Raw genomic sequence first — 26,587 nt, forward strand, 5'->3', positions numbered from 1 at the left:
CATCCACCTTGAAGTTTTTCCATCGTATCAAGATCTCCTGGCATGCGGCTAGGTTTACATCGGTGCTAAAGCATCCGCTCCAATATGCTATAATGGCAGCGCAGATTTCACTGTGAATAATGCCAACAATGTCGATATCATGCGACTCAAATAGTCTAACCAAACATTAGAAAATCTACAGTATGGATTGGTTACACCTTCCTCCGATGAACGCTTTGCGTGCCTTCTCAGCGGTTGCGGAAGCAGGGAGTTACACCGTGGCAGCTGAACGCTTGAACGTGACCCAAGCGGCTGTCAGCCAGCAGGTGAAATCGTTGGAAAGGCATTTGGGTGTAGCTCTCGTTGCCAGACGTGGGCGCAGCATCGAATTGACAGAGCCAGGCATCATTCTTTCACGTGAACTGGGTATCGGCTTTGAAATTATCGGAAGGGGTGTCGAACGACTGGCAGAACACACAGCGCAGCGCCCCGTTCAAGTGACCATGTCACCAGCATTCGCGGTGGAGTGGCTATTGCCGAGAATGGCAGAGTTTCAACGTGAACATCCAGAGATCACTTTGATGCTGAACCCAACCTCGGAACTGGTTCAGATAAGACCAGGTGGTATCGATGTCGCCATTCGGTATCACGACAGACGCATGCCGAGAAAAGAAGAGGATACTGTCCTTGTTTCCGACATGGTCGTGATCGGGACACCTTCACTGGTGGAAGGCCAAGATCTGCGTGACCCGGCCTCTCTGACAAAACTGCCTTGGTTGCAGGAACTGGGCACCAACGAAGCGGCCGACTGGTTCACCTATCATGGGGTCGTACCTCTCGAGCCATTGACGATAAATCACATGCCGGGGAACCTGATCATGACTGCGGTTCGCCGGGGTGACGGTATCACGTATTCTGCCAGAGCTTTTTTCGAGGACGATCTGTCATCTGGTCGGATGATTGAATTGTTCTCTGAGCCTCTCTTCGGCGTCTATTACATCCAGACGCAGGCAGAATTTCAGCGTCCCGAGGCTAAGGTGTTCGTCAACTGGCTTATATCTCAGTCGCAAGTCGTATCGGCAAACACGTCCGAAAACTGATCCAGTTGCAGTTGGAAACTTTCGAACCAAGCTAGGCTCGAGGCTGTCGCGCACCTCATTTGTTCGAAGTGCAAATCAAGTGATCAACTACGTACTCCGCGTCCTCGCCCACGCCATAAAACAGGCCAGACCCTTGTGTATGCATCCAATGCAGTCCGCAGAAGTACAGGCCTGCTATATCCGTAGTACCTCGCTCATATAGCGGATAGCCAGTCTCATCGAAGACTGGCAAGTCGATCCATCCAAAATCGCGGTGAAACCCAGTTGCGTATATGACGGTTGAAACATTTGCTGCAGCCAAGTCGAAGAACGGTGGTTCAGGTTTGGGCTGCCAGTTGATCGGGACAACAATTTCCTTGGGATCATCGAGTCCATTCTCTGCAACAAACGTGTCGATGCTCTCCATTTCCGCGCGACACACATCGTCCACTGCCTTGAGCGTCTCTTCAAGGCCGCCCGCCAAAATCAGACACCCGTCTTGAACACCCTCAACCTTGCTGTGTAGCTTGACCCCGTCGAGCGCCATCTGGCGCAGATCAATTGTACGACCGCTCTCTCGCCCAGAGAGATGTGGATGGGCTTTGAACCGGATAGTTGTCCCTTTGGGATGGTCTTTCACCGCCATGTTCATGTACCCAGTCGCCAAGTCCCATTCAAAAATGTCGCGCCCCCTATAGCGACGTGGGATGCGGCCAGCACTGCCCACTGCGAGATGTATGTCGCGCCCGGATAAGTGCAGGTCCTCAGCGACCTGACACCCTGACTGACCACTTCCAATAATGAATACCGCACCATCCGGTAGGCTCGCTGAGTTGCGATAGTCACAAGTATGTATGCCAGTAACCCTTTCAGGCAGATCGTAATGCCAACTTGGTATATTCGGGTGTTGATGCGTGCCGACGGTGACGATCAAGTTCTGCGCTCTGATTTCGCCATCTGATGTGGTTAGTTTGAACCGACCCGGTCCTGCACTTGCCTCGATTCTAGCCACCTCGACGCCCCCTCGATAGGGCGGACCAAAACTGCTCGCATAGTCTTCAATGTACTTGACGATCTCATCGCGGAGCATGAAACCATCGGGATCATCCCCATCGTAATGGAAACCAGGAAGTCGGCAGAGTTTGTTAGGAGAGACAAGGCAGAACGAGTCCCAACGGTTACGCCATGTATCGCCAATCTGCCCGCGGTCCAAAACAACGTGATCATGACCAGCCTGTTTTAAGTGCCAGCTAACAGAAAGACCAGCTTGACCTCCGCCCACAACCACAGTGTCAATCAGGGTGTACATAGCAGCAAACCTCTCTATGGAACTCTATCGGCGACAGCTAGTTGCTTCAACGTATCAATGTCCGCTCAGGGCTCGGAGCAGACATTCGCTGCACCAGGCCTAATTGACTGCTCCGCGGACGAAGCCGCCGGACTGCATAGCCTGCTTGATTTTGTTTTCTCAGATTGGAAGGCCTGCTCTTAGCCATCCATCCCTCCATTGCTCCGAGCATTCGGGAACGCTGAAAATGGGGAGTCTCGTTTGTTCTTTAATGTCTAGATCCGGACGAAGCTCCTTCAGTTCAGATACCGCAGCCCTCGCTGACTCTAGGTCTCCGTTTTGAGCCAATGATGCGATGAGCATGAGATGCGTAATCACGAATTTCGCCCTAATGGCCAAGGCGTTTCGATTGGCCTCAACGGCTTCAGCATAGCGGCCAAGTTGGAAAAATGCGGAGGCCTGCCCGACATAGGCTGCGTGCCGCATCGGATCTTTCGGACTGAGATTGATTGAGTGTGTCGCGTGTTCCAGGGCTTCTTCGGGTCTGTCGAGAAAACTCAGATTGATGCTAGCGAGCATGTGAACGGTCGCAGCGTTTGGATTTTCGGCCAATGCTTGTTTGAAAACTGCGCGAGCTCGCGGCAAGTCTTGTGCAAGCATAGAGATCGAGTGTGCGGCGTAGGCCAACGCAATTCCATCTGCGCGATCGCTCAACAATACACGTTCTGCTGCAGCAACAGCTGCCTTCGGCCCTTCGTCAATCGGTTTCAGTCCCTGCACCATTCTTTGGATATGCAACCACGCAAGTAATCCAGCTGCCGACGAATAATCAGGATCGCGCTCCAACGCCAGACGCGTAAGGCGAATGGCCTCACGGTTGTCTTCGTCCGTCAGCAGGTGAAAATGTGACTGGGCCCTAAGATAAAGTTCATAAGCGTCGAGATCTTCTGTCGGTTTCGCCCGAGCGCGAACTGTCTCGGCACGGCGAACGGACGGTTCGATCGCCGTAACAACTTCCTGCGTGACCTGATCTTGAAGGTCAAAAACATCGTCCAGCATCCCATCGAAACGATCGGCCCAAAGATGACTGCCATTCTCTGCATCAATTAGCTGTCCTGTTATCCGAAGACGCTGGCCTGCGCGCCTTACCGAACCCTCAAGCACATACCTCACGCCGAGCGCCTGCCCAACTTCGCGAATGTCGGTGCTCTTACCTTTAAAAGTAAAAGATGAGTTTCGCGCTACGACCATCAACCAACGAAAACGAGACAACTCTGTTATGATGTCCTCGGTAATTCCATCAGCGAAAAACTCTTGTTCCGGGTCGCCTGACATATTGTCAAACGGCAGCACAGCAATACCGGGTTTCTCAGATTTGACAGTTGCACTTGTAGCCGTCGAACCGACAGGCCACTGCCACACGCCAACTGGGCGTGCAATGTTCTTCAACTCAGTCTTCCGACCGCCAGAGAACGAGGCGGCGGCTTTCCGGTCTAGGCTGTTGTGTGCTGTGTCTGAAAGCAATATCTGCCCCGGTTCCGCTAATGCCTCGAGACGTGCAGCTATGTTGATACCGTCACCGAATATGTCATCGCCTTCCGAAACTACTTCCCCTGTATGTATGCCGATGCGGACTTGAATCTCCTGTGGTCGGTCAGCCGTCTGAACAGCAATCGCGCATTCTGTCGCAGCCGATGCGGAGCGAAACTCAGCAATCCAGCCGTCACCCATGCTTTTGATCAATCGTCCTTCATGAATAGCCAAAGCGGGCATTAGATGATCCTCACGGAAAGCCTTAAGCGCTTTGAGTGTTCCGTCCCTATCCTGATCCATCAACGCCGAGTAACCAGCGACATCAGCCGCCAGCACAGCCGCAAGCCTCTTTTCCATGTTTCTCTCCCCGCTTGTTGGAAGCTAGCCTGCAGAGAGAGCACTGTCAGCCCGGTATTTAGAGCAAAGTGGTCCCATCAAGAAAGCGCGATCGCTTTGGGCTCTCAACAGACACGGGAGCCCGTGCAGCATGTGTGATCACAAGGCGCCCTGCCCTTCGAGGACGACCAAAAGCGGCCGCTTGACCTTGACCTCTGTCGCCGCGGTGCGGCCCGTCAAAGGAGATACTCGTTGCACGAGTGAGGCTGGAAGAGGGACGGAGGTCCGAAGAGCGCACAAAGCTGCTGTTCGCCGCTGCGCGGCGCTGGGATGTAACCTGAATATCTGGTTCGTGGACAAGGTGGCCGTTGGTTCTATATACAAAAAGGCCATTCTTGGGTTTAGAGTATGCGGATTTCGTAAAGCGGGCAGGATTATGTGTCTTCTCTTCCGTAAGCACAATATCTCAATTGGCACCCTTATTGGATGTTGAGGAGGCAGCTACCAATCGAATTTCCATCATATCTTTAGGTCCAGGCGCGGCTTCCAAAACGGGCGGAAGAGTTCAATCTTGGGGCATCGGTTCATCACGACTTTAAGGCCCGCCGCTTCGGCGAGTTGCGCTGCTTTGTCGTCGTACACACCGATTTGACCCCAAAGAACTTTTGCCCCGATTGCGATAGCCTTCTCGGCAAAGGCATAAAACTCTTCCTTCGGGCGAAAAACGTCTACCATATCAACATGTTTGTCGATCTCTTCCAGCGAGTGGTAGACCTTGAGCCCTCTAATTTCCGAAACATTCGGGTTAGGATTCACCGGTAGAATATCATAGCCGATTTCACTCAGCTGTCGCAGAACGCCATAGCTGAATTTCGTTTTGTCCGCGCTAGCCCCCACCATTGCAATGGTTTTAACCGACTGCAGGATGTCGGCGAGGTATTTGGGGTCGTAATCGTAGATGCGGTCGATATCTGCTTCGGGCATCGGTTAACCTTCCTTCGGCGTCGCAATGTCAGCCTTGAGTTCGTGGGGTTTGAGAGGGTCGAGAAACGGATTGCGGTACAGCTTGTCATGGCTCTCGACCCCGATCTCAAGCGTGATGTCGGATGTCGGACGTGCCACGCAAAGGATCACATAGCCGTTCGCGATTTGCCGATTATTCAGCGCAACCTGTCGGCGTTGATCGATCGCGCCAGTCTGTAGTTTTGCCGCGCAGGTAATGCAGCCGCCATACTTGCACCCAAAAGGCAAGTCGACGCCCTGTTCTCTCAGCGTTTCCAGAAGTGGACGCCGCGCATCCACACAGTATTGCGCGCCATCTCTGTTCGCGATCGTCACGGTATACACAGTCATAGCCAGATGTCGCTTGTGCAATCACCGCCCGGATATCGGCTCTCGTGACAGCGCGATGGCCCATTCGGTTCTTTGCCAAAGTCCACAATGAAATCCTCGTTGATCTTCATGCCACCGTTTTCAGGGTCGCAATCGATCATCACCATAACCCCGCCCTTTTCGCGGATCTCGGGATAGAACTGGTTATCCCAAGTCGAGAACAGCGAGGTCGTGACATAAAGCCTTCGTCCGTCGAGAGAGAGCTGGAACATTTGCGGACCACCCGCGACCTCAACCCCATTAACTATCGGAGCTTTACCCAAAAGCCCTCCCATAAACACTTGGCCGGTTAGCTTGGGATTATGCGGGTCGGTGATGTCATACTGGCGCATATCTCCATGCAGCCAATTGTTCAGGTACAAGTATTTGTCGTCCATCGAGATCAGGATCGCCGACATTACCCCCGGCAACGGGATCGGCCATTCGGGGTGCATCTCGTTTTCCACGTCGATGATCTTTTCCCACTGCCACTTTTTGGCATCGTCTTGCCACCAATGGATCACATTGGTCGAAAGAGCTGCGCCACAGAACCCATGCGTGCTGTTGGGGTCATGGTGGAACTTGACTTCCAGTGGCAACAGCCCGTCTTCACCCAAATAGAAACTTTCGACCGGTTCGCGCTTTTCGAAATTCCAAAAATGCAGCTCCCGCCCATATTTCAGATGGCCCACTTCTTCCAGATCGAAGCCCGGCATGAAGGTATTGGGCGCAGCCCATTCGGAACTGACCATCACGTTGTGGCGTGGTTGGTACCAGAAGTCATAGCCGAATTTAATATCTCCCATCGAGGTTTCCCAGCGACCGACGATGTTGAACTCTTTGTCGAGATGCAGATAGCCTCCAGGAGCCTCACCCTTGGCATTTCCAAGGAAGGAAATGATAATTTCCGAGCCCAAACAATGCACCGTATGCGGGCCCGATAAATCTGCCTTGGCCTTGATTTCGGCCCCGTCGATGACCTTATGCAACCGCGGCGCACGCGGGTCAGTGGCTGTATCAACGATGTGAAGGTTGTTAGAGCGTACGCCCGGCAGGATCAGGTATTTGCGGGACATCGAGCCGTCGTCGTGACAGGACGAACAGGCGTTCCACCCCATGTGGTGAAGCTCGTCCCCAATCCCCGGCATTTCCAGCCTATGGATTACCTGAGAATAGGTCGGGCTGTCAGGGTCGACATCCACTGTAGCAAGATAATCAGGTTTCTGGATCCCTGTCCCGGTGTAGATGGCGATCGTGTAGAGTAGCTTTTCTCGGGGGGCTTTGATGGCTTCTTGCGGACTCTTGAAGCCCGGTCCACAGCATTGTCCATACATCGTATGCTCCTCCCTTGATTCCCCAAATTGTATCGTATATCGAAAAATCAATTATCATAAAGTGAGAAAAATGCATCTCGAACGATTAGCGCTGGTTTTGGAAATCGTGGGTCAAAAAGGACGTGCGTCCGTAGCGGATATATGTGCTCAGTCCGATATACCTAAACCGACGGCCTACAGGCTGGTTCAAGACCTTGTTTCGTCCGGCCTCCTTGAATCACCAACCCGCGGAGAGTTCGCGATTGGGAATAGGCTAAAGCGTATCACGTTGAGCGATCACTCTGATCCCGCTCTTTTGCAAGTGATTGCGCCTGTCCTATCTGGCGCCGCGAATGACTATGGCGCTGCATTTTTCTTGTCTCGGCTACGGGGCCATTGGGTCGAGATTATTCATGTGGAGACACCGCAGACGGGCGTGTCTTTTCTTCATCCAGGTATGGGCAAACGACCAATGCACGCGTGCTCTTGCGCCAAGGCAATCGCCGCCGTTTCGCCTGAACTGCTGTCTCAAGACCGATTGGATGGGCAGCTTAAGCAGTACACAGATCGCACGATTACAGACCCCAAGGATCTGGCCGCGGAACTCGATGTCATTCGAGCCAAAGGGTATGCCGAATGTGTTGAAGAGCTCGAGCGCGGAATCAGTTCTGTCGCTACAACGCTGACCAAGACAGGTGTTGGTGCGACGCTTTCAATCGGCGCTACGGCGTCTCTTCGGGTGTTTACACCTTCCGAGCGAGAAAAGATTGGCCATACACTTACCACAATGTCACACGAACTTGCTCGCGCGCTAGGATGGGGTGAAGCAGATGAAGAAAGGATATCCGCTTAGGTTCATGGGTATCGCAGTGCTTTAGGTTTATACCATCCAGCAGGACAGGTGTGTTTTGCGACCTTCGCCGCTTTCAGGTCAATGAGGGAGACAAATATGGACGATGCAATGTTTGGTGGGTTCTTCGTGATCAACGTAAAACCTGAGTATCGGCAGCCCTTTTTGGACGCCAGCATCTTCCAAGCGCAAAATGTTGTCAGTGAAGAACCCGAAGTTTTCCAGTTTCATATTATGGTGGATGAAACAAACCCAAATCGTTTCTATTTCTACGAAGTGTTCCGGAACGAAGCCGCAGTCCAGGATCATTGGGAATCTGAAACCTTCAATAACTGGTTAAACACTGTCCGAAAGATGCTGGATGGAGAGATCGAACTTGTTGCTAGGATGCGCTCGCTTTTTCCGACGCCAAAAGGTTTCGAGGCGCAAAAAGCAAGCCTGCTACTATGGTAAAATTGACCGACGTTTGAAACTACCACCGGTACGAGAAAATTATGAGATTTGGTGCTTGTCCGCTTTGGGCTCGAAGAGGACGTTCGCCGCACTTTACAGGAGTGACTGCTTACTTCGCACAAGCAGTCACATGGGAGTGATGACGCCCCAGCTACTGACCTGAGCCCGGCGATCCGGGCGGGAGCTTCAACTCAATCGACAACGATGGTGACGCTCGTCTCGGCTCAGAAGCCCAGTGGATGGTCAACACTCATGCGACAATCGCCAGTCACGAAAAGCGGGCGACTCTTGCCGCCCGCTCAATCTTCACACGTCGATCTTTTCTGCGATACTCAGCGCGTCTTCTAATTCAACGCCAAGATATCGAACTGTGCTGTCAACCTTGGTGTGGCCAAGCAAAAGCTGCACCGCGCGTAGATTGCCTGTTTTCCGGTAGATCAGTGCCGCTTTTGTGCGTCTCAGCGAATGCGTGCCGTAACCGCTCGGCTCCAAACCAATCGCCGACACCCAATCGAGGACCAGACGCGCGTACTGTCGTGTCGATATATGCGGCCTTTCGTGGAAGCGGCTTGGGAAAAGGAAAGTGCGCCCAAGCATCTCCGGGCGACATATCCAGGTACAGACGGACTGGCGGGTGTTTTCCGAGACCTCGAATTGGACCGGCCGTTTTGTTTTGCTCTGGACAACTGTCACGCGTTCGCGGACACGATCACCAGTAACAAGATCGGCTACGTTCAATCGAACGAGATCGCAGCCTCGCAGCTTGCTATCGATCGCAAGATTGAAGAGTGCCAAATCCCTGAGATTGTCCGAGAGTTCAAGCCGGGCGCGGATGGCCCAGACCTGCTTCGCGAGAAGCGGGCGTTTCTGGCCTATAAGGCGACCTTTGTTCCACGGCGGGCGCTTCGGTGTGATGGCAGGAAGTTGAATAATGGACATCGATTGTCCTCCATCCTTCCCTCCCTCTCCAGGCACCGACACCATGTCGACCAACTGACTCTATCAAGGAGCAAAATGGCAGGTGTCATCAGCTTACCCGACGTTCGTGAGCAGCGCAGCGTATGACCGTTTCGAGCCCAGAGTGGGTACAAAGTTAGACGGGTAAACGTGCGTGGATCTCAATCGGGGCAATCAATCCGCCTTCTATGTTTCGAACCATGTGTTGAATCTTTAGCGCTGTGTCATCGCCCATGATCAGATGCAGACCAAGGGGTGGAGGACCATCCGCGCGGCGTTGCGCCGCCGCCAAATCAGCAAAGAACTGTTTGGCAAATGCAGTGCGGTCGATCCGGTTGCTAACCTCGAAACCAACGGATTTCAACGCCGCCTCATATGTCTCCGGTCGTGCTAGCGCACTCTGTTCTGAAGAAGAAGCCCAAGGAGCCGGATAGTCCATGTGTCCTTCTCCGACCTGCATCACATCGTAAATTGCAAAGATGCCACCTGGCTTGAGAACCCGTTTCGCCTCCTGCGCTACGCCCACTTTGTCCTCAATGTTCATACCTACGTGGATCATATATGCGGCGTCAAAGGATTCAGCTTCTAGCGGCAAATCGAGCACGTTGCCTTTGATAAGCTGAACCCTATCCGACAATCCGGTCCATTCGGTAAGGGCGCGTCCGGTCTCCACAAACTCTGCGGTCAAATCAATGCCGGTTACGTTCGCTCCGGTGGTCGCCGCGATATAGCGTGCTGGACCGCCGAGGCCACATCCCAAATCGACAACCTGGCTTTCGGGCGTGAGGTCTAGAGCATTCACAAAGGGTTCGGTCGCAAGACGCCCGCCAATGTGAAATTCGTCAACCGGAGCCAACGCGTCATGAAAAAATGGCGGGGTTAAGTCCATAGCTGCGCAACCGTCAGAAATCCGTTTGAGCAAGTGTCCGGAATGGTAATGGCGCGCGACTTCATTGGGATTGGTCATTTGGAAGCCCCCTAATCGGTGCTGATAGTTTAAACACAGTGATCCTGTATGTCAGCTTTGTCCGCATAGCAGTCGTTCACGCCAGATGCAGCGAACGAGGGCACCGAGCCCGTTTCCGTCGCGCATTGAGTGAACTGTGATCTGTGCCGTGTGCACGCCAGATTAGGTTAATTTTTCGAGTCATGTTAGCCTGTTAAGTGATCGCAGTTCATAAGCCGGCCAGTGCTTTCTTTGCGATCGGCCTTTCTATTGCGCACCCAAGTCCACTGATCGGCTCATTGGATACCCGTCTATTAGGCGGGAAAACTTGAAACGACGGGGGAAGAATATGACAGCCAAGACACCAAGTGAACTCCGCGACTTATTGCGCGGGGATGTCATAACTGAGGACGACGCCAGCTACGAAGAGGCGCGCAATGTCCACAACGGGATGATCGACAAACGTCCCGCCGTTATTGTGCGGACCGCCAATGCAGGGGACGTGATGACGACCGTCAACTTCGCGCGCGATAACGGCCACGACCTTTCGGTTCGTGGCGGCGGGCATAGCGGGCCAGGATTTGGCACGAATAATGGAGGAGTCGTTATCGACCTATCGCACATGCGTAGCGTTCGTGTCGATCCCGGCGCACAGACTGTTCGCGCCGAAGGAGGTGCGACTTGGGGCGATTTCAACTCTGCCACACATGCCTTCGGCCTTGCCACCACAGGCGGCGTGATATCAACGACGGGTATCGCAGGACTCACGCTTGGTGGCGGGATTGGTTATCTGTCGCGCGGGCATGGTCTCTCTCTCGACAACCTGATTTCAGCGGACGTGGTGACAGCGGACGGCAAGATGCTGATGGCAAGCGAAGTCGAAAATGCCGATCTCTTTTGGGCGCTCCGTGGCGGCGGCGGCAACTTTGGTGTCTGCACCTCACTCGAGTACAAGCTTCAGCCGGTGGACACAGTTTACTGGGGCCCGATGTTCTTCGAGATAGAAGAGACAGAAACGATCTTCAAGTTCTACCGAGATTACATAAAGACGGCGCCGCGCGAGATGGGAGCCTTTCCAGCCTTCCAGATAGCTCCGCCGCTGCCTTTCATCCCTGAAGATCGCCACGGCGACATGTTTTGCGCTATCGTCGCCTGCTGGTCGGGTGATCCGGCAGAAGGAGAAAAACAGTTTAAGGCCTTCCACGAAGTCGCCGAGGTCAAGGCTGAACATGTCGGCCCTGTGCCTTATCCGGCTATCAACGCAGCCTTCGACGGCCTATTTCCAAAGGGCATACGGCAGTATTGGAAGGGCAATTTCGTCAAGGAGCTTACCGATGAGGCAATTGCCGCCCACGTCCAGCACGGGCCCAACGCGCCGACGGTCAGTTCCACCATGCATCTCTACCCGATCGACGGCGCCTGTCACGACGTGAACCCGGACGCAACGGCATTCGGGCACCGGGACTCCAATTTTTCGATGGTTGTCCTGGCCGCATCTGACGACCCGGCCAACGATGCGGCGCATACCAAGTGGGTGCGGGACTACTCAGATGCGATAGCGCCGCACTCCGAGCCCGGCGGGTACATCAATTTCATGGATGACGATGATGCCGGGCGCGCGCAGGAGAATTTCGGCGGCAACTATGAGCGGCTTCTCAAACTGAAGCGTCAGTACGATCCGGACAACCTTTTCCGCATAAACCAGAACATTGCTCCTTAGATCGAAGACACTGAACTAGAAAAGGCCTGCCTTGTCATCCTGGCTGTTGCCGACGGGGCAGGTCAGAACATTTTTATTTACAGGAAGGGACACCACATGATGATCGCACGCTGGACCTGTGAGGCGAAGTTCGGAATGAAATCAGAGGCGTTGGCGCTTCACAAGGAATGGGCCGAGCAGATCGGCTCGCAGACGGATATCGATATGTCGAAAAGCCGGATCGTTACCGGTTCGGTTGGCGCCAAGGAAGCAATCATTCAAGACGAATTCGAGATCGAAAATCTTGCCGAACTGGATGCGTTTTTTGACAAAATCGCTTCGATCAAGATGCACGCCAACTGGGGAAAAAAGATGGGGGAAATGATAGTTTCCGGCTCGACATATTGGGAGGTTTTTCGCGTCGTGGAGTAATGGACGAGGATCTCCCAGAACGTCATCCAAGCGACCGGCTGCGAATAACTGCTTTGGGCTCAAAGCGGCCCTGAGAAATGACGCAGCACATCGCCCGTGGTGAATGTAGGCGCGCGCTTTGGGTTGGGTGGCGGTAGAATATCGAAAGGAGAGAACGAGGTACATGTCTGCCGCTCGGCTATCAGCCTAGGCTCTCGTGACCCATCTAGGGCTCTATGCTTGGATCGGATCACCTGGCAAACCAATAGCCTCTCTAATGGGGTCAGGCAGATGAAGATTTTGTGCGAGGATATCCGCTTTTTCTGACAGCGCTTCAGCACGTTCTGCAGCAGTTTCCGCTTTGGAGTGCATTCCCGACTCCCTAAGTATCCAAGCCTTCACTAACCAAAAGTGTCTGCAGTAGGGACGCATTTCAGTCGCGTCTGAAATTGCTTCGATCGCGAGTTGCTTATCACCTGCCATCATGTGGGCAATTGAAAGGGGATAAAGCCGGTACGGAAGAAACGGATCCTCGGTGGAACGACACACGGCCTTTGCTAAACTCTTCCGAGCAGCCTCCCAGTTGCCAGCAATAAGCTCTGTGTAGCCGCTCGCCTCCATGCCCAAAACGTAGCTGGGATTCAGTCGGAAAATTCTATCAATGTCTTTCCGCGCACCATGCAGATCGCCCGCGAGGCGTGATCGCACCTGTGCCCGCGTGTACCAGCAATAGTCGGAGCGAGGCGCAGCCTGAACAGCCTTGTTCGACGACTCGATGATCCGCGTGCGCAGATCAGGACCAGCCTCGCGATAGCATGCTTCCAAAGGGTACAGTTTGGCTTCACACCACATCGCAAGCCCGGACCCATTCTCAGGATCAAGTCGAAGCGCTCGCTCCAGCAATTTACTCGCATGATTATAGTCCTCGACGGTGGCACGATAAAAGAGCATAGCCGCTCGGGATCTCAACTCACTGGGGCTCAATTGATCGTCTGGAATGTCGCTAAGTCGGTCACCGTCAAATGCGTTGATCTGCAGCCGCAATTCGTCCGAGAGCTGCTCTGCAGCCCGGTCAGTCAATTCAAACAGGTTCTCAGCATCTCCGTTTAATAAGCGAGACCAAATCACCTGCCCATCTCCTAAGCGGGTAAGGCTGGACGAGATCCTTGCTTCGGTCTCTCGGCAGCGCAATCTGCACCTTAGGCTATACGTTGCTTCGGTCTCGAACGTTAAATCTGTTGCGATCACACGTACACCAGTACGGCGCGAAAGACTGTGAACTAATTGCTCCTGCAGATCAGCACAAACCTCAAGCGTTTCTCTCGTTTCGGGAGCACTTGTGACCGGCTCCACTGCAATGGACGGCAAATCGGTGTGCTCAATTTCACGCTGCATTGCGGGCCGCCATTGAAACCCGTTCACCGGATTAGCAAGGTTCTTTAAATCGAACGTACCCGCATCGCTGAAACCCACTGACAGCTTTTCGTCCAACTGCCGCTTAAGGTCTTCGGAGATCATCACTCCGCCGGGTGGCGCCTCGGTTTACAGGCGCGCGGTGATGTTGATGCCGGCGCCATAAATGTCAGTCTCGTCTTGAACGATCTCCCCGAGATGCGCGGCCATCCTCAGCCTGATTTTCTCGTGGTTGACCAATGCCAATTGCACAATTTGAGCGGTTTCGATTGCCGCTGAAACCGAAGGAAAGGCAATGATCCATCCGTCACCCATCCGTTTCAGTATATCGCCGCCTCTTCGAATGGCCTCGGGCTCTAGACGTTTATCACGAAGTTCGCGAACCAACTCGATTGCGAGCGACTGATCCGCCTCCATTGCGGACGTATAGCCGACCAGGTCGGCCATCAAGATCACAGCAAGGCGAGCTCTCATGCAGCGAAGTTAGGACAACATTAAAGTTTTGTCATCTTTTGAAAGCGGAGGATGCTACCTCAGAACATCATCACGGCATGCAGCGAAAGACTGCTAAGTCCGCACAGCGGTCATTGATGCACTGCGCAGCGAACGTCTGCTTTGAGCCCAAAGCGGGCAGTCGGATCCGCCGCATTTTCAGATGCCGAGTCGAAAATGATACAGCTCAGCGCTCACCGACAATGATATTCAGAATTGCGTTCAGGTCCTCGCCCAAAGGATCTCGCGGACCAGTCTCGAAGACCACCTCTGACCACATAAAATAGACCACGAAGAGCCGCGCGCGCATTTCCAACTCGCTTTCATTGGTGCCGGCTTGGTTGAGCAGACCTTTTGCGAATTCTATCCGCATGTCCCGCACGCGATCGACAAGGTCGCGTACACTGGCGTCGGTTTGCGCCCACGAGGCAAAAGCAAGATCCAGTTTGCCGCTTTCCTTTTCCCGGATCACCCGAATAAGGTGCAGAGTCTTCTCCCGAACAGATCCCTCAAACGCGCGTGCGTCTTCCATGAATTCCTGACTGAACTCTTCGATCCAATAGAACTTCATCGCATCAAGCAGATCGTTTCGGTCGCGAAAGTGCCAGTAGAACCCGCTTTTTGCGACATTCAGCTTTCGTGCCAGATCGACCACACGAACAGCATCGATCCCACCTGCAACAAGGATCTCCAGCGCCTTGTTCAGCCAGTCGCGTTTAGACACACGGCCCGTAGGCCGCCCTTTCGGCTCTAATTCCCGTACCGATCTATCAACTAGACTCGGCTGTACAGTATTTGTTACCTTTTTATTCATCTGGCTAGCATCAATGGAGGAAACAGTGACTATGCATATTGTCCTAAATCGATCCAGAACGCTACGATGGATGAATATGATTGCTGTCCTGGCGATTAGCTCGCTGTCTGAACCTGCCTTCGCACAGGAAGTGTCTCCAACGGAACCCTTCGGAGAGCGCGACACCTACTATCCGAACACTGAGGCTTTGGGTAAGGACGAGATGCGGGTAATTGCCTGCGGAACGGGGATGCCGACAACCCGGGCTGCGCAAGCTGCGGCGTGTTTTCTTGTCGAGTTGGGCAACGGCGACAAATTCATCTTCGATATCGGGTCAGGATCGGCAGAGCGAATTTCTTCGCTTCAAATCCCATACGACTATCTCGACAAAGTGTTCATCGGCCATCTTCACGCGGACCACTTCGGCTCGCTTGCCGAGTTATGGATTGGCGGCGCACTTATGGGGAGGCAGAAACCCTTGCGTGTCTGGGGGCCAAGCGGTCCATCCGAGGAACTGGGCACCGCCGCCGCAATCGAGGCGCTGAAGATGGTATATCGTTGGGACCTCGCAGGGCGCGTCGGACTTGTGGATTTTAGAGGCTACGATCTTCAGGTTAACGAGTTCGACTACAAGGGTGAGAATGCAGTGGTCTATGAGGAAGACGGGGTTACAATCCGCTCCTGGCCTGCAATCCACTCGCTCGATGGACCTGTGAGTTTTGGTCTGGAATGGAACGGCCTGAAGTTCGTCTTCAGTTCAGATACCTATCCGAACAATTGGTTCAACGAGTATGCCAAGGACGCGGATCTTGCCATCCACGAGTGTTTCGTAGCTGTGCCGTCTCTGGTTGCGAAGATGGGGTTTACTCCGGAACAGGCCCTGTTGGTAGGGACGCAAATCCATACAGCCCCCGAGGCTTTCGGCAAGGTTATGAGCGAAATCGAACCGCGGATGGCCGTCGCCTATCACTTCTTCAAGGATTTCGACACGACGGCGGAGGTATACAGCCGCATCCGAACGACCTACGAAGGACCACTAAGCCTCGCTGAAGACTTTATGGTTTGGAATATCACTGAGGACGAAATCCGGGTCCGTTTGGCGGTCGTCGAAGAGGCCACGTGGGCCCCGCCACTCACTGGAGAAGCGCAACCGCCAGGTGGCGACGCTGATCGGGAAGCCTTTAGCGACAGTTCCGGCGTAGCCGTAGAGGACATGATCTATTCTGACTTTATTCTTGGGGGGAGCTGGGATGGTGTCGAAGACGCGCTTCGCGGTGTATACAAGGAAGCAGAAGAGAAACTCGGTCAGACCTTCCCATATCCGGGCGACGAATAAATTCAGTGATGATCCCGAAGCAAGAATGCGCGTCGGGATCTCATTTTTTTTCAGGCTTGCTATGAACAGTCCCGTACTCACTGCTCCCGCTATCTACGCGGGACATGATCTGGCGGACACTCTTCCAGTTCGAGCTCATGATGTGGAAAATCGCGACGCGGGCGTTGGTGGCGGCCAACCGAGTGAACAAGCGGCTGCTTCGTCCGCGAAATGGTCGTTCGGAACATACCCCAGCGCCGCACAGCAGCGAACGGCTACTGAGTCCGCACTGCGGTCACTGATGCACTGCGCAGCGAACGACTGTTCCGAGCCCTAAGCGGGCAATTTCTGATAGCTCAAAGGCTTTTTGTGTATAAGGTTTGCATTGCATCAAAACTGTCTCTGAAAAGATTTTGACGAAAGGCTGAACAGCTACGAGTTTAAATAAATCACATCACGCCGATGTTTTTTCTCGATTCCAGCATGCAGATTTCCTATACTAAAGTGGCAATCAGTGAGTGGTTGTTTCATTTAATCGATTCTGGTCGCTCCTCCCATTTGCGGTCGGAGCGACAAATTTTTTGACATGCTTGACGAAAAGCGTTCTAACCAGCTTCTTGATCCGATTGATTGATTTATTTTCCGCTAAAGTAAGTTCGGTAAATACTGCCGCTTTCCAAGTTCACTGAGTTTATTGCTGGGCGCGAGCATAACGCAGAGTTTGCTCCTGACCGTTATAGAGTTCGCGGCCAAGACTAAAGTCTAGGGTGGGGGCGGATCCACAAATGCAACGTGAACTGAGCAAAACGGATACTTCACATCGATCGGGCGAACGTGCAAAAGGTCCTAACTATACCGGAGAGTTCGAATTTGCTAGCAAAGCAGCTTGCGTTCTATTACTCACCCGCAGTTTTCCGAGAATATTCGTTATATGAAACTTCACGGTCACTTCCTTTAAACTTAAATCTTGCGCTATCGATTTGTTGGATTGACCTGATGCCAGCATCTGGAGGATCTGCCTCTCTCGAGCTGTTAAGCCATAGATTTTCAGTCTATCTTCAGATTGTTTCAGAGAATTGTCACTTGAGTGATCAACAGGACTATTCGCAATCAGTTCGTTGATACTAGCTAGCATCAAATCCACAGGCATAGACTTTGGAAAATAGGCGAGCGCCCCAAGTTCAATGGCTTTATCCGCAACTTCAGGAGAGGCTACTCCGGAAATTATCACTGTTTTTTGGTTTGGAAACCGCGATCTGAGTCTCACTAGACCCTCTAACCCGTCCATTCCTGGCATCTGATAGTCAATAATGGCGAGATCGATATTTCTGAAAGCTGAAAGCGATACGTATGCTTCCTCAGCGCTTGAAGCTACTTTTACTTCAAACCCAGCTTTTTCAGACAGATAGGCGGCCAAGGTATCGCGAACCAGTTGGTGATCATCGGCTAGTAAAATAGTACGCATCGACAACTAGGTTGCCTCCGAATAAGAACTATTGTCCACCAAGCGGCGATTGGCTCGGCTTTCCTTACAGTATGTTCGCTGCCCAATTAAATGATAACATCAATGTAACACCATGCGTTTGGGGAGGCCAACTCTATGATATCAAAAAGTGTTCTGAGCATCGTTTTAGCACTTGTCGCGATGTGTTTTTCATCAGCTAACGCACAAAATTCAATCCCATTGACGGTTGTGCTTGTTGGTGGAGAGCAAATAGAACTCTCATTGGAGGACTTGGATTCGTTGGAACAGGTTTCCTTTTCTACTTCTACAATTTGGACTGACGGAGTCCGAAAATTCAGCGGCGTGCCGGTTTCCGGCCTGCTTGGAAACCTCAACGCCGAAGGTAGTCTTCTTAAATTATTCGCTTTGAACGACTATTCAATAGAAATGCCCGTTGCAGAGTTGGAGTCGGAAGTGCCGATAATCGCGACCCGGATTGACGGCGCCACAATATCGGTTCGTGAAAAAGGACCTTACTGGATAATGTTTCCGTTTGACGACAGTCCTGACTATCAAACAGAGACGACTTTCGCCCGCTCAATCTGGCAGTTGCAACGAATTGTTCTTCACGAATGAGTTGTAAGCGACTCTAGTCTAAAAGGCAGAGTCTCAGGGAGTTGTGATGCAAGATAAACTGGCTAGGATCCTTATTCCGGCATCCGTGTTATTTCTTGTTGCGCTCGTGGTTGCCTTGGGGCGGAATCTTTGGCTTGAACAGCGCGCTTTGTCCACTGCTGGTAACGAAAATGCCCAGTGGACAATTTTGCAGCTGGACACTGAGTTTGCTAATTTGCGTTCTGTCTTGCTTGAGGAATCTTCAAGTCTCAGCCCCCACAGTGCAAGGATCGAAATACAGACCCAGATCGCCTTGAGCCGAATTGACCTCGTTAGTGAGGGAGTTGCGCGAGAAATAATCGAGAGCGATAACCGTGCTACGGAGCTGTTGCAACAACTCCATCATTTCGCCGAAGAAGCTACCAAACTTACTCAAAGCGACAGCCTACCCGCTGTTGTTGATGAACTTTTCAACTTGACGACACTTTACAAGCCAGTGGCAAGAGAATTGTCGTTGCTGGGAGTGTCTATCGGAGCCAAAAGAACTGAAGCTCGCCGACAAGTGTTTTCATCAGCTCTTAGAAATGCTGGCGTGATCGCAACTTCAGTCGTCATTTTATTGGCCGCCGTGCTTCTGTTTTTGTACCGAATGTTGCGGATATCAAGGAAGCGCGACCTCGCACTTCGCGAAACGACAGCCCGGTTAGAGTCGACAGTTTCAGCTTCGCTTGATGCTATAGTGATTGGAAATGAGAAGGGAGAAATTGTAGAATTTAATCAAGCTGCTGAGCATGTTTTTGGCTCGAAGAAGAAGGAAGTTTTAGGTAAGAAAATTGAAGGCACGATTCTGCCCGCTGTACCTTCCAAAGAAAGCAATGAGGCCGATAATACCGAACTTCCCAATCTTTTTTCTGGTTTTGCAGAAAATAAGCGAGTTGAGATTATAGGAACTAGGCGAAACGGGGAGGAATTCCCGGCTGAAGTCAATGTCATAAGGGTTTCAAAGGCCGGTAACGCTTTGGTTGCCGTTTACCTGAGGGACATAAGTGAAAGAAAGCGCAATGAGCGAGCGCTATTGGAGGCCAAGGAGAATGCAGAGCGAACTGATAGGGCAAAATCGCGGTTCTTGGAGATAATGAGCCATGAAATGCGAACTCCTATCACTGGCATTCTAGGAGTTTTGGACCTCCTCAAGACCACAGACCTTACGGAGAAACAAAGCCACTTTTTGGAGGTGGCCATCGCGTCTGGAGAAATTCTGCTGAAGCAGGTAAACGAAGCCCTTGATATTACGCGAATAGAGTCTGGATCTCTGGTTCTGTCACCTGCTAAATTCAACCCACACAATAAAATATCACAAGCCATTGCAGTTCTTGAACCATTGGCGATGGCAAAAGGATTGAAACTGAAAACCGACCTTGATCCTGACTTGTTCGGCTACTTCATTGCTGACGAATTGCGTGTCGGCCAAATCGTCACGAACCTGGTTGGAAACGCTATCAAGTTTACTTCTGTCGGAAGTGTCAATGTCCAGTTGCGCGGCAACATTTCGCAGCAGATAACTGACTTAATTTTGACCGTCTCAGATACGGGAGACGGGATTCCAGAAAACCAATTTGAAAAAGTTTTCGAAGACTATGTGACGCTTGCACTAGACAAAGGTAGACTGCCTAGGGGAGATGGGCTTGGACTACCAATTTCAAGAAAAATTGCGAGGATGATGGGGGGAGACATTACTGTTTGCTCACAGTTGGGACGCGGAAGTCATTTTACCCTGACTATACCCATGAAAAAAGCGTCCGAATCTCCGCGAAATGGACCTAAGGTCGATCGCTTAAATTTAGTAAGATCCGCCCCGAGTGTGCAGAAACTTTCTGTCCTCGTCGTTGAAGACAACGCTGTCAACAATTCGGTTCTTTGTGAAATGCTATCAAGCTTGGGTCACAACGTTCAAAGTGCGCTCTCAGGGGACGAAGGATACGAATTGGCAATAAGCACAAAGCATGATGTCATTCTTATGGACATTGGTTTACCTGACACTGATGGTTGCAAACTGACAGAGAGGATCAGAATGTCGGGTGGCCCGAACAAAACCAGTCGGATTCACGGTCTTTCTGCTTACGATGAAGGGGAATATCTTAAAAATGCTTTGAAATCTGGCATGGACGGTTTTTCAACCAAACCAATTCGCCTCCGAGATCTCCAAAAGGTATTGCTGGGAGAGCCGCTGGTTTCGGACCCTGTGCGGGGAGATGCATCTTTAATTGATACAAAAATACTGCAAGAACTTGGTGACACACTAGGTCAAGCGCAAATGGAGAATGCTCTACGGGAATTCTTCGAAGAGATGTTCAATTTCTGTGTGGAACATGAGATGCTTTCTGATTTGAATGAGAGAGGGGAACTGGCATCTCACCTTCATAAACTAAGCGGAGCAGCCGCTTTGTTCGGTTTTCGCTCATTGACGAAAGTTATTGAGCACACCCGTAAGCAAGCTGTCGAGGCAGATATAAACTCACTAGAATTCGATTTAAGCCGCTTAAAGCAAGAGACCGAAGAGACTCGCCGGAGAATGGAAAAACTAGACTTCACTAAGAAAACTGACACTTCGCGCCGGTACATTAGCTAGTTTTTTGCCTACTTTTGGCGAGTATTGTCTTGCCGATCTATTCTAATTGGTAGGTTGATAAAATTTATCGGTAGCAGATAATTCGGAGAGAAAAAACAAAAGAACGGTACTCACTCACCGGAACAAACTATCGTTCTTAGCCCGCCGACGTTGTTCGGCGGGTGTTTTTGTTGGTCTTGTCGGAAAAACTTTGGTCGAGGCGGGCAGGAGGCAGTCGTAGCTTCCAATCAACAAAACAAAGTAGCCATCCAAGTACTTGAAAAACAAGACCCGTGATCATTCGTCCGGCTGTGAAGCTGAATGTGTGGTTCTCTCTTCGCTTCGAAATGTAAAAAACCTCACGCACGAGCGTGGCATCGAAGTAAGTCATGTAACTTTGCTCGTAAAACGGTAGTACACATCACTTTCATACGCCGCTTTGAAGAAACGGCAGCTTTGTCCGCAAAGCAGTCACTCAAGACGAGGGCAACGAATGACCGCTTCGAGCCCTTTGCGGTCATTCGGCTTGACCTGACGCAAGCATTCAAGACAAGCGGCAAAGCAAGGGCCGATCACAGGAAAAATCAGGCCGGGATACCTGCCTTTGCAAGCCCTGCAAGGTAAAGTTCCATTTGATCGTCCCGCTTCAGATAGAACAGCTTATTTTTTGCGAATGACCGCGAGAATTTCGGCTCTTCCACCATTAGGTTATGCACCATCTTCGCCAGATCTTTGTCCCGCCCGAGATTGGCAAGCGCCACGACTGCATGCGCGGTGGCCCAGTATTGGCAATTTGGCACATCGCGAGCCCGCTCTGCCCAGTCCAGAGCTTTCTCGAACTGGTGATCGAAAAGCAGAGTCAGCGCGCCATAGCTCAGAAAGGCCCAAAGCTGTGGATGGTTAGGGCTCATCTCCACGGCTTTCTCGAAATTGGCAATCGCCTCTTCGTATCGTCCCTCATAGGAAAGTGAGTCTCCCAATCCGCAATATGCTGGAGCCAGCGTCGGGTTCAATTTGATTGCAGTTTCATTCTCAGCCAGCGCGCTGCGGTATTCCCGGCGGGCCAGTTGGACTCTGCCCATCAGCATGTAGAGCAGCGCATTCTGGTTATCCATTGAAACGGCGGTGCGTGCGGCAGCCAGCGCTTCGTCCATAAGGGCAGAATCCGGTTCCGTGTCCCAATACACCATCCCGAGAATCGTGGCATAGGCCCACCAGGCGTGTGCCTCGGGAAAACTGGGGTCCAGTTCGCGGCTTTGGAGAAACAACCTCTGAGCTTCACGGTTGCTTACGGCAGTAAACTTGTAAAAGTGCGCAAGCCCAAGATGATAGCAGTCCCAGGCATGGGGGTTTCGGCGCGGCGTATCTTCTAACTTGCGCCGGATCGCATTTCCGACCTCGGGCTCCAGTCTGCCAACAATTGTTTCCGTGATCTCGTCCTGAACATCGAAGATGTCTTCCAACTGACGGTCATATTTTTCCGCCCACACGTGGTTGCCAGTCGATGCGTCAATCAGCTGAACCGTGACTCGAATGCGCGCACCTGCTTTTCTGACCGAGCCTTCGACAACGTAGTCGGCGTCCAAGTCATCGGCGAGCTGCCGAACATTCGGGGATTTTCCCTTGTAGGCAAAGGTCGTGTTGCGCGCGACGACCTCGAGCCAGTGGTGTTTCGACAGAGCCGTAATTATGTCTTCGGACAACCCGTCCGAAAAATATTCCTGTTCAGGGTCGCCTGAAATGTTGTCAAATGGTAATACGGCGATCGCAGTTCCGTCAGGGGACCCGGGCGGTTCAGAATCAAAAAGCGGATCTACAGACTCGGCGTCCCCCCACCACCAGACTGGCACCGGTCGATCAATGTTCTTAAGCTCACGGTTTTCTCCGCCTTGGAACGCGCAAGCCGTTTTGCTGTCCAGGCATTCATAGGCGGAGCCGGAGATGAGAACCTGCCCGGCTTCGGCAAGCGCTTCCAAACGAGCGGCGACGTTAACGCCGTTACCAAATACATCATCCTCCTCGAAAACGACTTCACCTGTGTGTATCCCAATTCTCAACTTCAGTGTATTCTGGCTGGCCAAAGAGTTCTGAATGGCGACAGCACAGGTCACAGCGTCAGAGACTGATGGAAACTCGACTATCCAACCATCCCCCATGCATTTCACTAAATTGCCGCGATGCGCGACTACAGAAGGGTCAAAAAGCCCAGATCGAAACTCTCGCAACGCGCTGAGCGTTCCGCTTTGATCCGAGTTCATAAGGCGGGAATACCCAACCAGATCGGCTGCTAGTATGGCGGTCAGCCTGCGTTTCAGAGGTCATCCTCCTCCGAGCAAAGTGTAATTATCAAAGATTATCATGCGCAGGCTTGGAAAGAAACCGAAGGGCGACTTCGCCCGCAAGACGGCCGCCGGATGAGTAAAGTTGCAGCGAAGGCATGAGCAAGGCCATTGGATGTCACAGTCGTGCCGAAGCGCATTAGCAGCGCAACAGCAGCGCTACTGGCCCACGCGTAACAAGCTGAATTGGAAGGACTGAGAGCTTCCCCAAGGAGTATGGTGTGTGTGCTTCCGATGCGTGACCAGGGAAATACGATCGCCTAATACCTCGCATAGCCCCTCTGGATCATAGCGAACGATTGGCAAACCGCTGCACTTCTTCGGACCATCGAGTGCAAACGTTGCGATAATCGCATGGCTACCTGGGAGAAGGCAGCGGTACAACTGGTCCCGGTAGGCGGAACGGTCGTCCTCATCGACAAGGAAATGAAATACGGCGCGATCGTGCCATAGATCATAGCTTCTCTCCGGGCTCCAGGTTGTGACATCGGCTGCGATCCATTCAATCTGCTCGCCTACGGCGCCAAGTTGTCCACGAGATCGATCAAGCGCAGCTTTGGATACATCGAGCACAGAAACGTCGCTCAGTCCTCTTTCGATCAGGCGTTCTGCGAAGCGTGAAGTGCCTCCGCCTATGTCTATCACAGAAGAGGCATTATCGACGCCGACCACGTCGCAGAGCTCCAACGAGATCGAGGGATCATCCTGATGCCAACTCAGCTGGGTATCGTCTTTCTCGCGGTAGACCTCCTCCCAGTGGCTCACTCTCTCGTCTGCCATGGTGTCTCCACTTGATCCCGTCAGGTGGTGATCATGTAACTTTAGGTCAATGACTGCAATGTCCGCACAGCGGTCATTGATGCCCCACGCGCCGAAAGACTGCTTTGACCCCAAAGCAGTCGTATAGAAGACCATGAAAACCCAGTGCTATTGGAAAACTATTACAAACCCGGCGGCCCCGAATGACAGATCGGTGCCTTCGTCGCTCACTCAACAACCATCGCTACCACGAGAGCCTCGTGATTCTGACACCAGTGGACGTCTATCATGGCCGCGGTGCGAAAATCCTGAAGGTGAGAGAGGAGATCAAGACGCAGACAATCCGATAACGGCAGTTGCAGAGCCAAGCCGCTGCCACCTAAACTTCAACAGAAACCGAACTAGAGCCTCCGCTACGATACAGCCTGTGTTCTCCAAAATACTCTGACGACGGGCAAAAGGTGTATTGACATAGCCTAAGTGCGCAATGCACATTTAGACTATGAAGTCTGGTCATCTGATAAAAGTCATATCGAATGCGCTTGGTATCGATCAAGCGACAGTTCACTTTGTTGCAAGGAAGCTCCGTGAAGCAGGCTTTCTGACGACAGGAGCTCGTGGCGTGAACGCACCGGATATGACAACGCGTGATGCAGCGAGGCTTACGCTTGCGCTAATGACAGGCGCTCCGCCAAACCGTATAGTCGATACTTTTGAGATTTACCGACAATTCCGGAATGATGAGTTCGAGCATATAGAATCTGCAAAGGTCATTCAGCGTCTCGATTTCAAGCGAGAAAACACTGCGGAAGACTTCCTTGTCTACTTATTTGATTTTGTGTTGTCGCATCGGTCCAATTCTGAATCTGACATATTACTCAATGGATTAGAATTTAACGTCCATGAGAAACCAGCTTATGTGATTTTCAAAAACGCCGGATTAGAAATATATTTTACAGCGGTACATCTTTCCGAAATGAAAATAAACGAATTCGAAGACGACCCGACCATGTGGTCAAATTCAGGGCCTGCCGGATTGTTTGAAATGGAAGGCATGCATGTCATGCGCCAGATCTCGCTTGGAGAGATAGAGGCTATTGCATCAGAGTTTGGGACTGAGTGATGCCTCACGCAATAAAAAAAACCAACCGGAAATAACAGCGTCAATTGATCCTCGGGGTAAATTGACCCCAAACGGACCTCCTGGTCAACGTCATGGACCAACGAGCGTCTTGGGAGGCACTAGCAGTGGCTAACGCTAGTCTCACTATCAACGTTAATGAAAAACGCATGCTGAAACAGTCTGAGGCAGCGGTTTATACTGGGCTACCTCCAAAGCTCTTTAAAACAACGTGCCCCGTCCAGCCAATTGAAATGCGGCCCGGCACAGTTCTTTGGGACAAGCGCGATCTGGACAATTGGATTGATGCAATGAAGGAAGGAGCCGAGATGGCAACGCAGGACGTCATTCTTGGCAAGTTGTAATGACACGTGTCAGGGTTAGAGGTTTCAAGATATTCGATGATCGGCACGGGAAACCGCGCTGCTATCATCGCGCCACGGGTCACAAGATCGACCTGGAAAAGACTCCATTAGGATCGGCTGAGTTTTTTGCGGAATGCGCCCGCATTGCTGCCATTGCCGAGGCGAGGAAGGCGCAAGCTCCTAAGCCAGGAACCCTTGGCGGGCTGGTCAATGCCTATTTCCAGACTGAACACTATGGCAATCTGTCGGACGCCACCAAGCGCGACTATCGCAAGTGCGCTGACTTCCTGCACCCAATCCGGGACACGCCTGTTTCCGCAATCACGACGCCCCTCGTTTCGGGCATCCATGACAAAGCGGCGGACAAGATTGGCTGGCGGCGAGCAAACATGGTCCGCACCTTCCTGAGTCAAGTTTTTCGCTACGCCATTCCGCGCGGTCTGATCGACCGGGATTATGCGGCAGGTGTCATTCCCAAGCCGCGCCCGAAAAATCGGCCCTATGCCAACCGGCCTTGGACGGTGGAGGAACGCGCAGTTGTGCTGGATCGAGCCGCCCCGCACGTTCGAGTGGCGGTGGCGCTGATTATGAATACCGGCCTTGATCCGTCCGATGCGCTCAAGCTGACCCGTCGCCAGATAGACGACGACACGATTTGGGGCGTCAGGGGCAAGACGGGCCAGGAAGTTGCCGTTCCAATCGGTCCGACGCTGCAGGCGGCTCTGGATGCTGCGCCCAAGCACGACGCCGTGACCATCCTTGCCTCATCAAACAGAAAGCCTTGGACCTACAACGGCTTTTCGACGGTCTGGTACCGCTTCAAGAAAAAGCTGGAAGCTGAGGGCGTTGTACAACCTGGCCTGACACTCAAGGGGCTGCGGCATACCGTGGCCACGACACTGCGCGAGGCAGGGCTTGAGGAACGCCAGATTGCGGACCTGCTGGGGCAAAAGACCCCATCTATGGCCCGTCACTATTCCCGGTCCGCCAACCTCGCGGACCGCAACCGGATCACGATGGAAGCATTAGAAAAGGAGAACGAACGCAGATCGAGAGTTGTCAAACCCTTCAAGAAAACTGTCAAACCATGAAAGGCCCAAAATTGAATA

Annotated in this window: 24 protein-coding genes and 1 pseudogene; 12 read left to right on the forward strand and 13 right to left on the reverse strand. The window is 52.3% G+C overall.

Annotated elements, in window-relative coordinates; translation table 11 throughout:
- Positions 1 to 206: 206 nt before the first annotated feature.
- Positions 207 to 1,079, forward strand: coding sequence for a LysR family transcriptional regulator (locus GS630_RS17830; protein ID WP_253740697.1), 873 nt, complete (start codon positions 207 to 209; stop codon positions 1,077 to 1,079).
- A gap of 55 nt (positions 1,080 to 1,134) precedes the next feature.
- Here the strand turns inward: GS630_RS17830 and GS630_RS17835 are convergent, their stop codons facing one another.
- The 5 genes from GS630_RS17835 to GS630_RS17855 all read right to left on the reverse strand — a co-directional run bounded on the left by GS630_RS17835 (position 1,135) and on the right by GS630_RS17855 (position 6,920).
- Positions 1,135 to 2,367, reverse strand: coding sequence for an NAD(P)/FAD-dependent oxidoreductase (locus tag GS630_RS17835; protein ID WP_170560168.1), 1,233 nt, complete (start codon positions 2,365 to 2,367; stop codon positions 1,135 to 1,137).
- Between the two features lie 159 nt (positions 2,368 to 2,526).
- Complete coding sequence (locus GS630_RS17840) at positions 2,527 to 4,236, reverse strand: adenylate/guanylate cyclase domain-containing protein (RefSeq protein ID WP_171621229.1); 1,710 nt, start codon at positions 4,234 to 4,236, stop codon at positions 2,527 to 2,529.
- Between the two features lie 498 nt (positions 4,237 to 4,734).
- Positions 4,735 to 5,199, reverse strand: coding sequence for a CoA-binding protein (locus GS630_RS17845; protein ID WP_170754812.1), 465 nt, complete (start codon positions 5,197 to 5,199; stop codon positions 4,735 to 4,737).
- A gap of 3 nt (positions 5,200 to 5,202) precedes the next feature.
- Positions 5,203 to 5,568 carry a 2Fe-2S iron-sulfur cluster-binding protein gene (locus tag GS630_RS17850; RefSeq protein ID WP_171621230.1) on the reverse strand — a complete coding sequence of 122 codons (366 nt, stop codon included), beginning with the start codon at positions 5,566 to 5,568 and terminating at the stop codon, positions 5,203 to 5,205.
- Positions 5,565 to 6,920, reverse strand: coding sequence for a selenium-binding family protein (locus GS630_RS17855; RefSeq protein WP_171621231.1), 1,356 nt, complete (start codon positions 6,918 to 6,920; stop codon positions 5,565 to 5,567). Before GS630_RS17855 ends, GS630_RS17850 begins: the two co-directional genes overlap by 4 nt.
- Positions 6,921 to 6,990: 70 nt before the next feature.
- Between GS630_RS17855 and GS630_RS22525 the strand changes: the two are divergent.
- From GS630_RS22525 to GS630_RS17865, 3 genes and pseudogenes are all read left to right on the forward strand, one after another.
- Positions 6,991 to 7,125 (forward strand): annotated as a pseudogene (locus GS630_RS22525) (helix-turn-helix domain-containing protein); the annotation flags it as partial.
- 63 nt (positions 7,126 to 7,188) lie between these two features.
- A complete protein-coding gene (locus GS630_RS17860) occupies positions 7,189 to 7,752 on the forward strand; it encodes an IclR family transcriptional regulator C-terminal domain-containing protein (protein ID WP_253285947.1) in 564 nt (187 codons plus the stop codon).
- A 96-nt stretch (positions 7,753 to 7,848) separates the two neighbouring features.
- Positions 7,849 to 8,202 (forward strand): putative quinol monooxygenase, encoded by a 354-nt coding sequence (locus GS630_RS17865; protein WP_010437910.1) that lies wholly within the window; start codon positions 7,849 to 7,851, stop codon positions 8,200 to 8,202.
- Between the two features lie 306 nt (positions 8,203 to 8,508).
- Here GS630_RS17865 and GS630_RS17870 read toward each other — a convergent pair whose 3' ends face one another.
- The gene (locus GS630_RS17870) at positions 8,509 to 9,141 is read right to left on the reverse strand and encodes a tyrosine-type recombinase/integrase (protein ID WP_171621314.1); all 633 of its coding nucleotides are present in this window, start codon (positions 9,139 to 9,141) and stop codon (positions 8,509 to 8,511) included.
- Between the two features lie 154 nt (positions 9,142 to 9,295).
- Positions 9,296 to 10,126 carry a class I SAM-dependent methyltransferase gene (locus GS630_RS17875; protein WP_171621232.1) on the reverse strand — a complete coding sequence of 277 codons (831 nt, stop codon included), beginning with the start codon at positions 10,124 to 10,126 and terminating at the stop codon, positions 9,296 to 9,298.
- 328 nt (positions 10,127 to 10,454) lie between these two features.
- Between GS630_RS17875 and GS630_RS17880 the strand changes: the two genes are divergently transcribed.
- Together GS630_RS17880 and GS630_RS17885 are read left to right on the forward strand one after the other, a co-directional pair.
- Positions 10,455 to 11,825: an FAD-binding oxidoreductase gene (locus tag GS630_RS17880; protein ID WP_171621233.1), complete on the forward strand. Its 1,371-nt coding sequence runs from the start codon at positions 10,455 to 10,457 to the stop codon at positions 11,823 to 11,825.
- Positions 11,826 to 11,921: 96 nt separating this feature from the next.
- The gene (locus tag GS630_RS17885; protein ID WP_171621234.1) at positions 11,922 to 12,236 is read left to right on the forward strand and encodes a hypothetical protein; all 315 of its coding nucleotides are present in this window, start codon (positions 11,922 to 11,924) and stop codon (positions 12,234 to 12,236) included.
- A 213-nt stretch (positions 12,237 to 12,449) separates the two neighbouring features.
- On the opposite strand, the gene GS630_RS17890 is transcribed toward GS630_RS17885, so the two are convergent.
- From GS630_RS17890 to GS630_RS17900, 3 genes are all read right to left on the reverse strand, one after another.
- Positions 12,450 to 13,733, reverse strand: coding sequence for a tetratricopeptide repeat protein (locus GS630_RS17890; protein ID WP_171621235.1), 1,284 nt, complete (start codon positions 13,731 to 13,733; stop codon positions 12,450 to 12,452).
- A gap of 24 nt (positions 13,734 to 13,757) precedes the next feature.
- A complete protein-coding gene (locus tag GS630_RS17895; protein ID WP_171621236.1) occupies positions 13,758 to 14,075 on the reverse strand; it encodes an adenylate/guanylate cyclase domain-containing protein in 318 nt (105 codons plus the stop codon).
- A gap of 232 nt (positions 14,076 to 14,307) precedes the next feature.
- Entirely contained in the window at positions 14,308 to 14,844 is a 537-nt protein-coding gene (locus tag GS630_RS17900; protein ID WP_171621237.1) for a TetR/AcrR family transcriptional regulator, read from the reverse strand.
- Between the two features lie 166 nt (positions 14,845 to 15,010).
- Between GS630_RS17900 and gntH the strand changes: the two genes are divergently transcribed.
- Positions 15,011 to 16,249 carry a guanitoxin biosynthesis MBL fold metallo-hydrolase GntH gene (gene gntH, locus GS630_RS17905; protein ID WP_171621238.1) on the forward strand — a complete coding sequence of 413 codons (1,239 nt, stop codon included), beginning with the start codon at positions 15,011 to 15,013 and terminating at the stop codon, positions 16,247 to 16,249.
- 829 nt (positions 16,250 to 17,078) lie between these two features.
- Here gntH and GS630_RS17910 read toward each other — a convergent pair.
- Positions 17,079 to 17,693 (reverse strand): response regulator transcription factor, encoded by a 615-nt coding sequence (locus tag GS630_RS17910; RefSeq protein WP_171181261.1) that lies wholly within the window; start codon positions 17,691 to 17,693, stop codon positions 17,079 to 17,081.
- Between the two features lie 135 nt (positions 17,694 to 17,828).
- Between GS630_RS17910 and GS630_RS17915 the strand changes: the two genes are divergently transcribed.
- Positions 17,829 to 18,308, forward strand: coding sequence for an oxidoreductase (locus GS630_RS17915; protein ID WP_171181263.1), 480 nt, complete (start codon positions 17,829 to 17,831; stop codon positions 18,306 to 18,308).
- A gap of 46 nt (positions 18,309 to 18,354) precedes the next feature.
- Entirely contained in the window at positions 18,355 to 20,916 is a 2,562-nt protein-coding gene (locus GS630_RS17920) for an ATP-binding protein (RefSeq protein WP_171621240.1), read from the forward strand.
- A gap of 563 nt (positions 20,917 to 21,479) precedes the next feature.
- Here the strand turns inward: GS630_RS17920 and GS630_RS17925 are convergent.
- Together GS630_RS17925 and GS630_RS17930 are read right to left on the reverse strand one after the other, a co-directional pair.
- Positions 21,480 to 23,210, reverse strand: coding sequence for a tetratricopeptide repeat protein (locus GS630_RS17925; protein WP_348540072.1), 1,731 nt, complete (start codon positions 23,208 to 23,210; stop codon positions 21,480 to 21,482).
- A gap of 183 nt (positions 23,211 to 23,393) precedes the next feature.
- Complete coding sequence (locus GS630_RS17930) at positions 23,394 to 24,014, reverse strand: trans-aconitate 2-methyltransferase (protein ID WP_170791675.1); 621 nt, start codon at positions 24,012 to 24,014, stop codon at positions 23,394 to 23,396.
- Positions 24,015 to 24,495: 481 nt separating this feature from the next.
- Between GS630_RS17930 and GS630_RS17935 the strand changes: the two genes are divergently transcribed.
- From GS630_RS17935 to GS630_RS17945, 3 genes are all read left to right on the forward strand, one after another.
- Positions 24,496 to 25,116: a hypothetical protein gene (locus GS630_RS17935; RefSeq protein ID WP_171621241.1), complete on the forward strand. Its 621-nt coding sequence runs from the start codon at positions 24,496 to 24,498 to the stop codon at positions 25,114 to 25,116.
- 167 nt (positions 25,117 to 25,283) lie between these two features.
- Positions 25,284 to 25,478 carry a hypothetical protein gene (locus GS630_RS17940; RefSeq protein WP_237216012.1) on the forward strand — a complete coding sequence of 65 codons (195 nt, stop codon included), beginning with the start codon at positions 25,284 to 25,286 and terminating at the stop codon, positions 25,476 to 25,478.
- Positions 25,478 to 26,569 carry a tyrosine-type recombinase/integrase gene (locus tag GS630_RS17945; protein WP_171621242.1) on the forward strand — a complete coding sequence of 364 codons (1,092 nt, stop codon included), beginning with the start codon at positions 25,478 to 25,480 and terminating at the stop codon, positions 26,567 to 26,569. Before GS630_RS17940 ends, GS630_RS17945 begins: the two co-directional genes overlap by 1 nt.
- Positions 26,570 to 26,587: the final 18 nt, after the last annotated feature.

Source organism: Ruegeria sp. HKCCD7303, assembly GCF_013111185.1.
Classification (GTDB): domain Bacteria; phylum Pseudomonadota; class Alphaproteobacteria; order Rhodobacterales; family Rhodobacteraceae; genus Ruegeria.

What these genes read in the sequence shown, in the direction of transcription:
- GS630_RS17850 (WP_171621230.1), bottom strand. Translation starts at nt 5,568, where the DNA reads ATGACTGTGTATACCGTGACGATCGCGAACAGAGATGGCGCGCAATAC.
- GS630_RS17865 (WP_010437910.1), top strand. Translation starts at nt 7,849, where the DNA reads ATGGACGATGCAATGTTTGGTGGGTTCTTCGTGATCAACGTAAAACCT.
- GS630_RS17830 (WP_253740697.1), top strand. Translation starts at nt 207, where the DNA reads ATGAACGCTTTGCGTGCCTTCTCAGCGGTTGCGGAAGCAGGGAGTTAC.
- GS630_RS17895 (WP_171621236.1), bottom strand. Translation starts at nt 14,075, where the DNA reads ATGGCCGACCTGGTCGGCTATACGTCCGCAATGGAGGCGGATCAGTCG.
- GS630_RS17885 (WP_171621234.1), top strand. Translation starts at nt 11,922, where the DNA reads ATGATGATCGCACGCTGGACCTGTGAGGCGAAGTTCGGAATGAAATCA.
- GS630_RS17930 (WP_170791675.1), bottom strand. Translation starts at nt 24,014, where the DNA reads ATGGCAGACGAGAGAGTGAGCCACTGGGAGGAGGTCTACCGCGAGAAA.
- GS630_RS17845 (WP_170754812.1), bottom strand. Translation starts at nt 5,199, where the DNA reads ATGCCCGAAGCAGATATCGACCGCATCTACGATTACGACCCCAAATAC.
- GS630_RS17870 (WP_171621314.1), bottom strand. Translation starts at nt 9,141, where the DNA reads ATGTCCATTATTCAACTTCCTGCCATCACACCGAAGCGCCCGCCGTGG.
- GS630_RS17840 (WP_171621229.1), bottom strand. Translation starts at nt 4,236, where the DNA reads ATGGAAAAGAGGCTTGCGGCTGTGCTGGCGGCTGATGTCGCTGGTTAC.
- GS630_RS17910 (WP_171181261.1), bottom strand. Translation starts at nt 17,693, where the DNA reads ATGCGTACTATTTTACTAGCCGATGATCACCAACTGGTTCGCGATACC.
- GS630_RS17875 (WP_171621232.1), bottom strand. Translation starts at nt 10,126, where the DNA reads ATGACCAATCCCAATGAAGTCGCGCGCCATTACCATTCCGGACACTTG.
- GS630_RS17945 (WP_171621242.1), top strand. Translation starts at nt 25,478, where the DNA reads ATGACACGTGTCAGGGTTAGAGGTTTCAAGATATTCGATGATCGGCAC.
- GS630_RS17890 (WP_171621235.1), bottom strand. Translation starts at nt 13,733, where the DNA reads ATGATCTCCGAAGACCTTAAGCGGCAGTTGGACGAAAAGCTGTCAGTG.
- gntH (WP_171621238.1), top strand. Translation starts at nt 15,011, where the DNA reads ATGATTGCTGTCCTGGCGATTAGCTCGCTGTCTGAACCTGCCTTCGCA.
- GS630_RS17855 (WP_171621231.1), bottom strand. Translation starts at nt 6,920, where the DNA reads ATGTATGGACAATGCTGTGGACCGGGCTTCAAGAGTCCGCAAGAAGCC.
- GS630_RS17880 (WP_171621233.1), top strand. Translation starts at nt 10,455, where the DNA reads ATGACAGCCAAGACACCAAGTGAACTCCGCGACTTATTGCGCGGGGAT.
- GS630_RS17835 (WP_170560168.1), bottom strand. Translation starts at nt 2,367, where the DNA reads ATGTACACCCTGATTGACACTGTGGTTGTGGGCGGAGGTCAAGCTGGT.
- GS630_RS17920 (WP_171621240.1), top strand. Translation starts at nt 18,355, where the DNA reads ATGCAAGATAAACTGGCTAGGATCCTTATTCCGGCATCCGTGTTATTT.
- GS630_RS17915 (WP_171181263.1), top strand. Translation starts at nt 17,829, where the DNA reads ATGATATCAAAAAGTGTTCTGAGCATCGTTTTAGCACTTGTCGCGATG.
- GS630_RS17935 (WP_171621241.1), top strand. Translation starts at nt 24,496, where the DNA reads ATGAAGTCTGGTCATCTGATAAAAGTCATATCGAATGCGCTTGGTATC.
- GS630_RS17940 (WP_237216012.1), top strand. Translation starts at nt 25,284, where the DNA reads ATGCTGAAACAGTCTGAGGCAGCGGTTTATACTGGGCTACCTCCAAAG.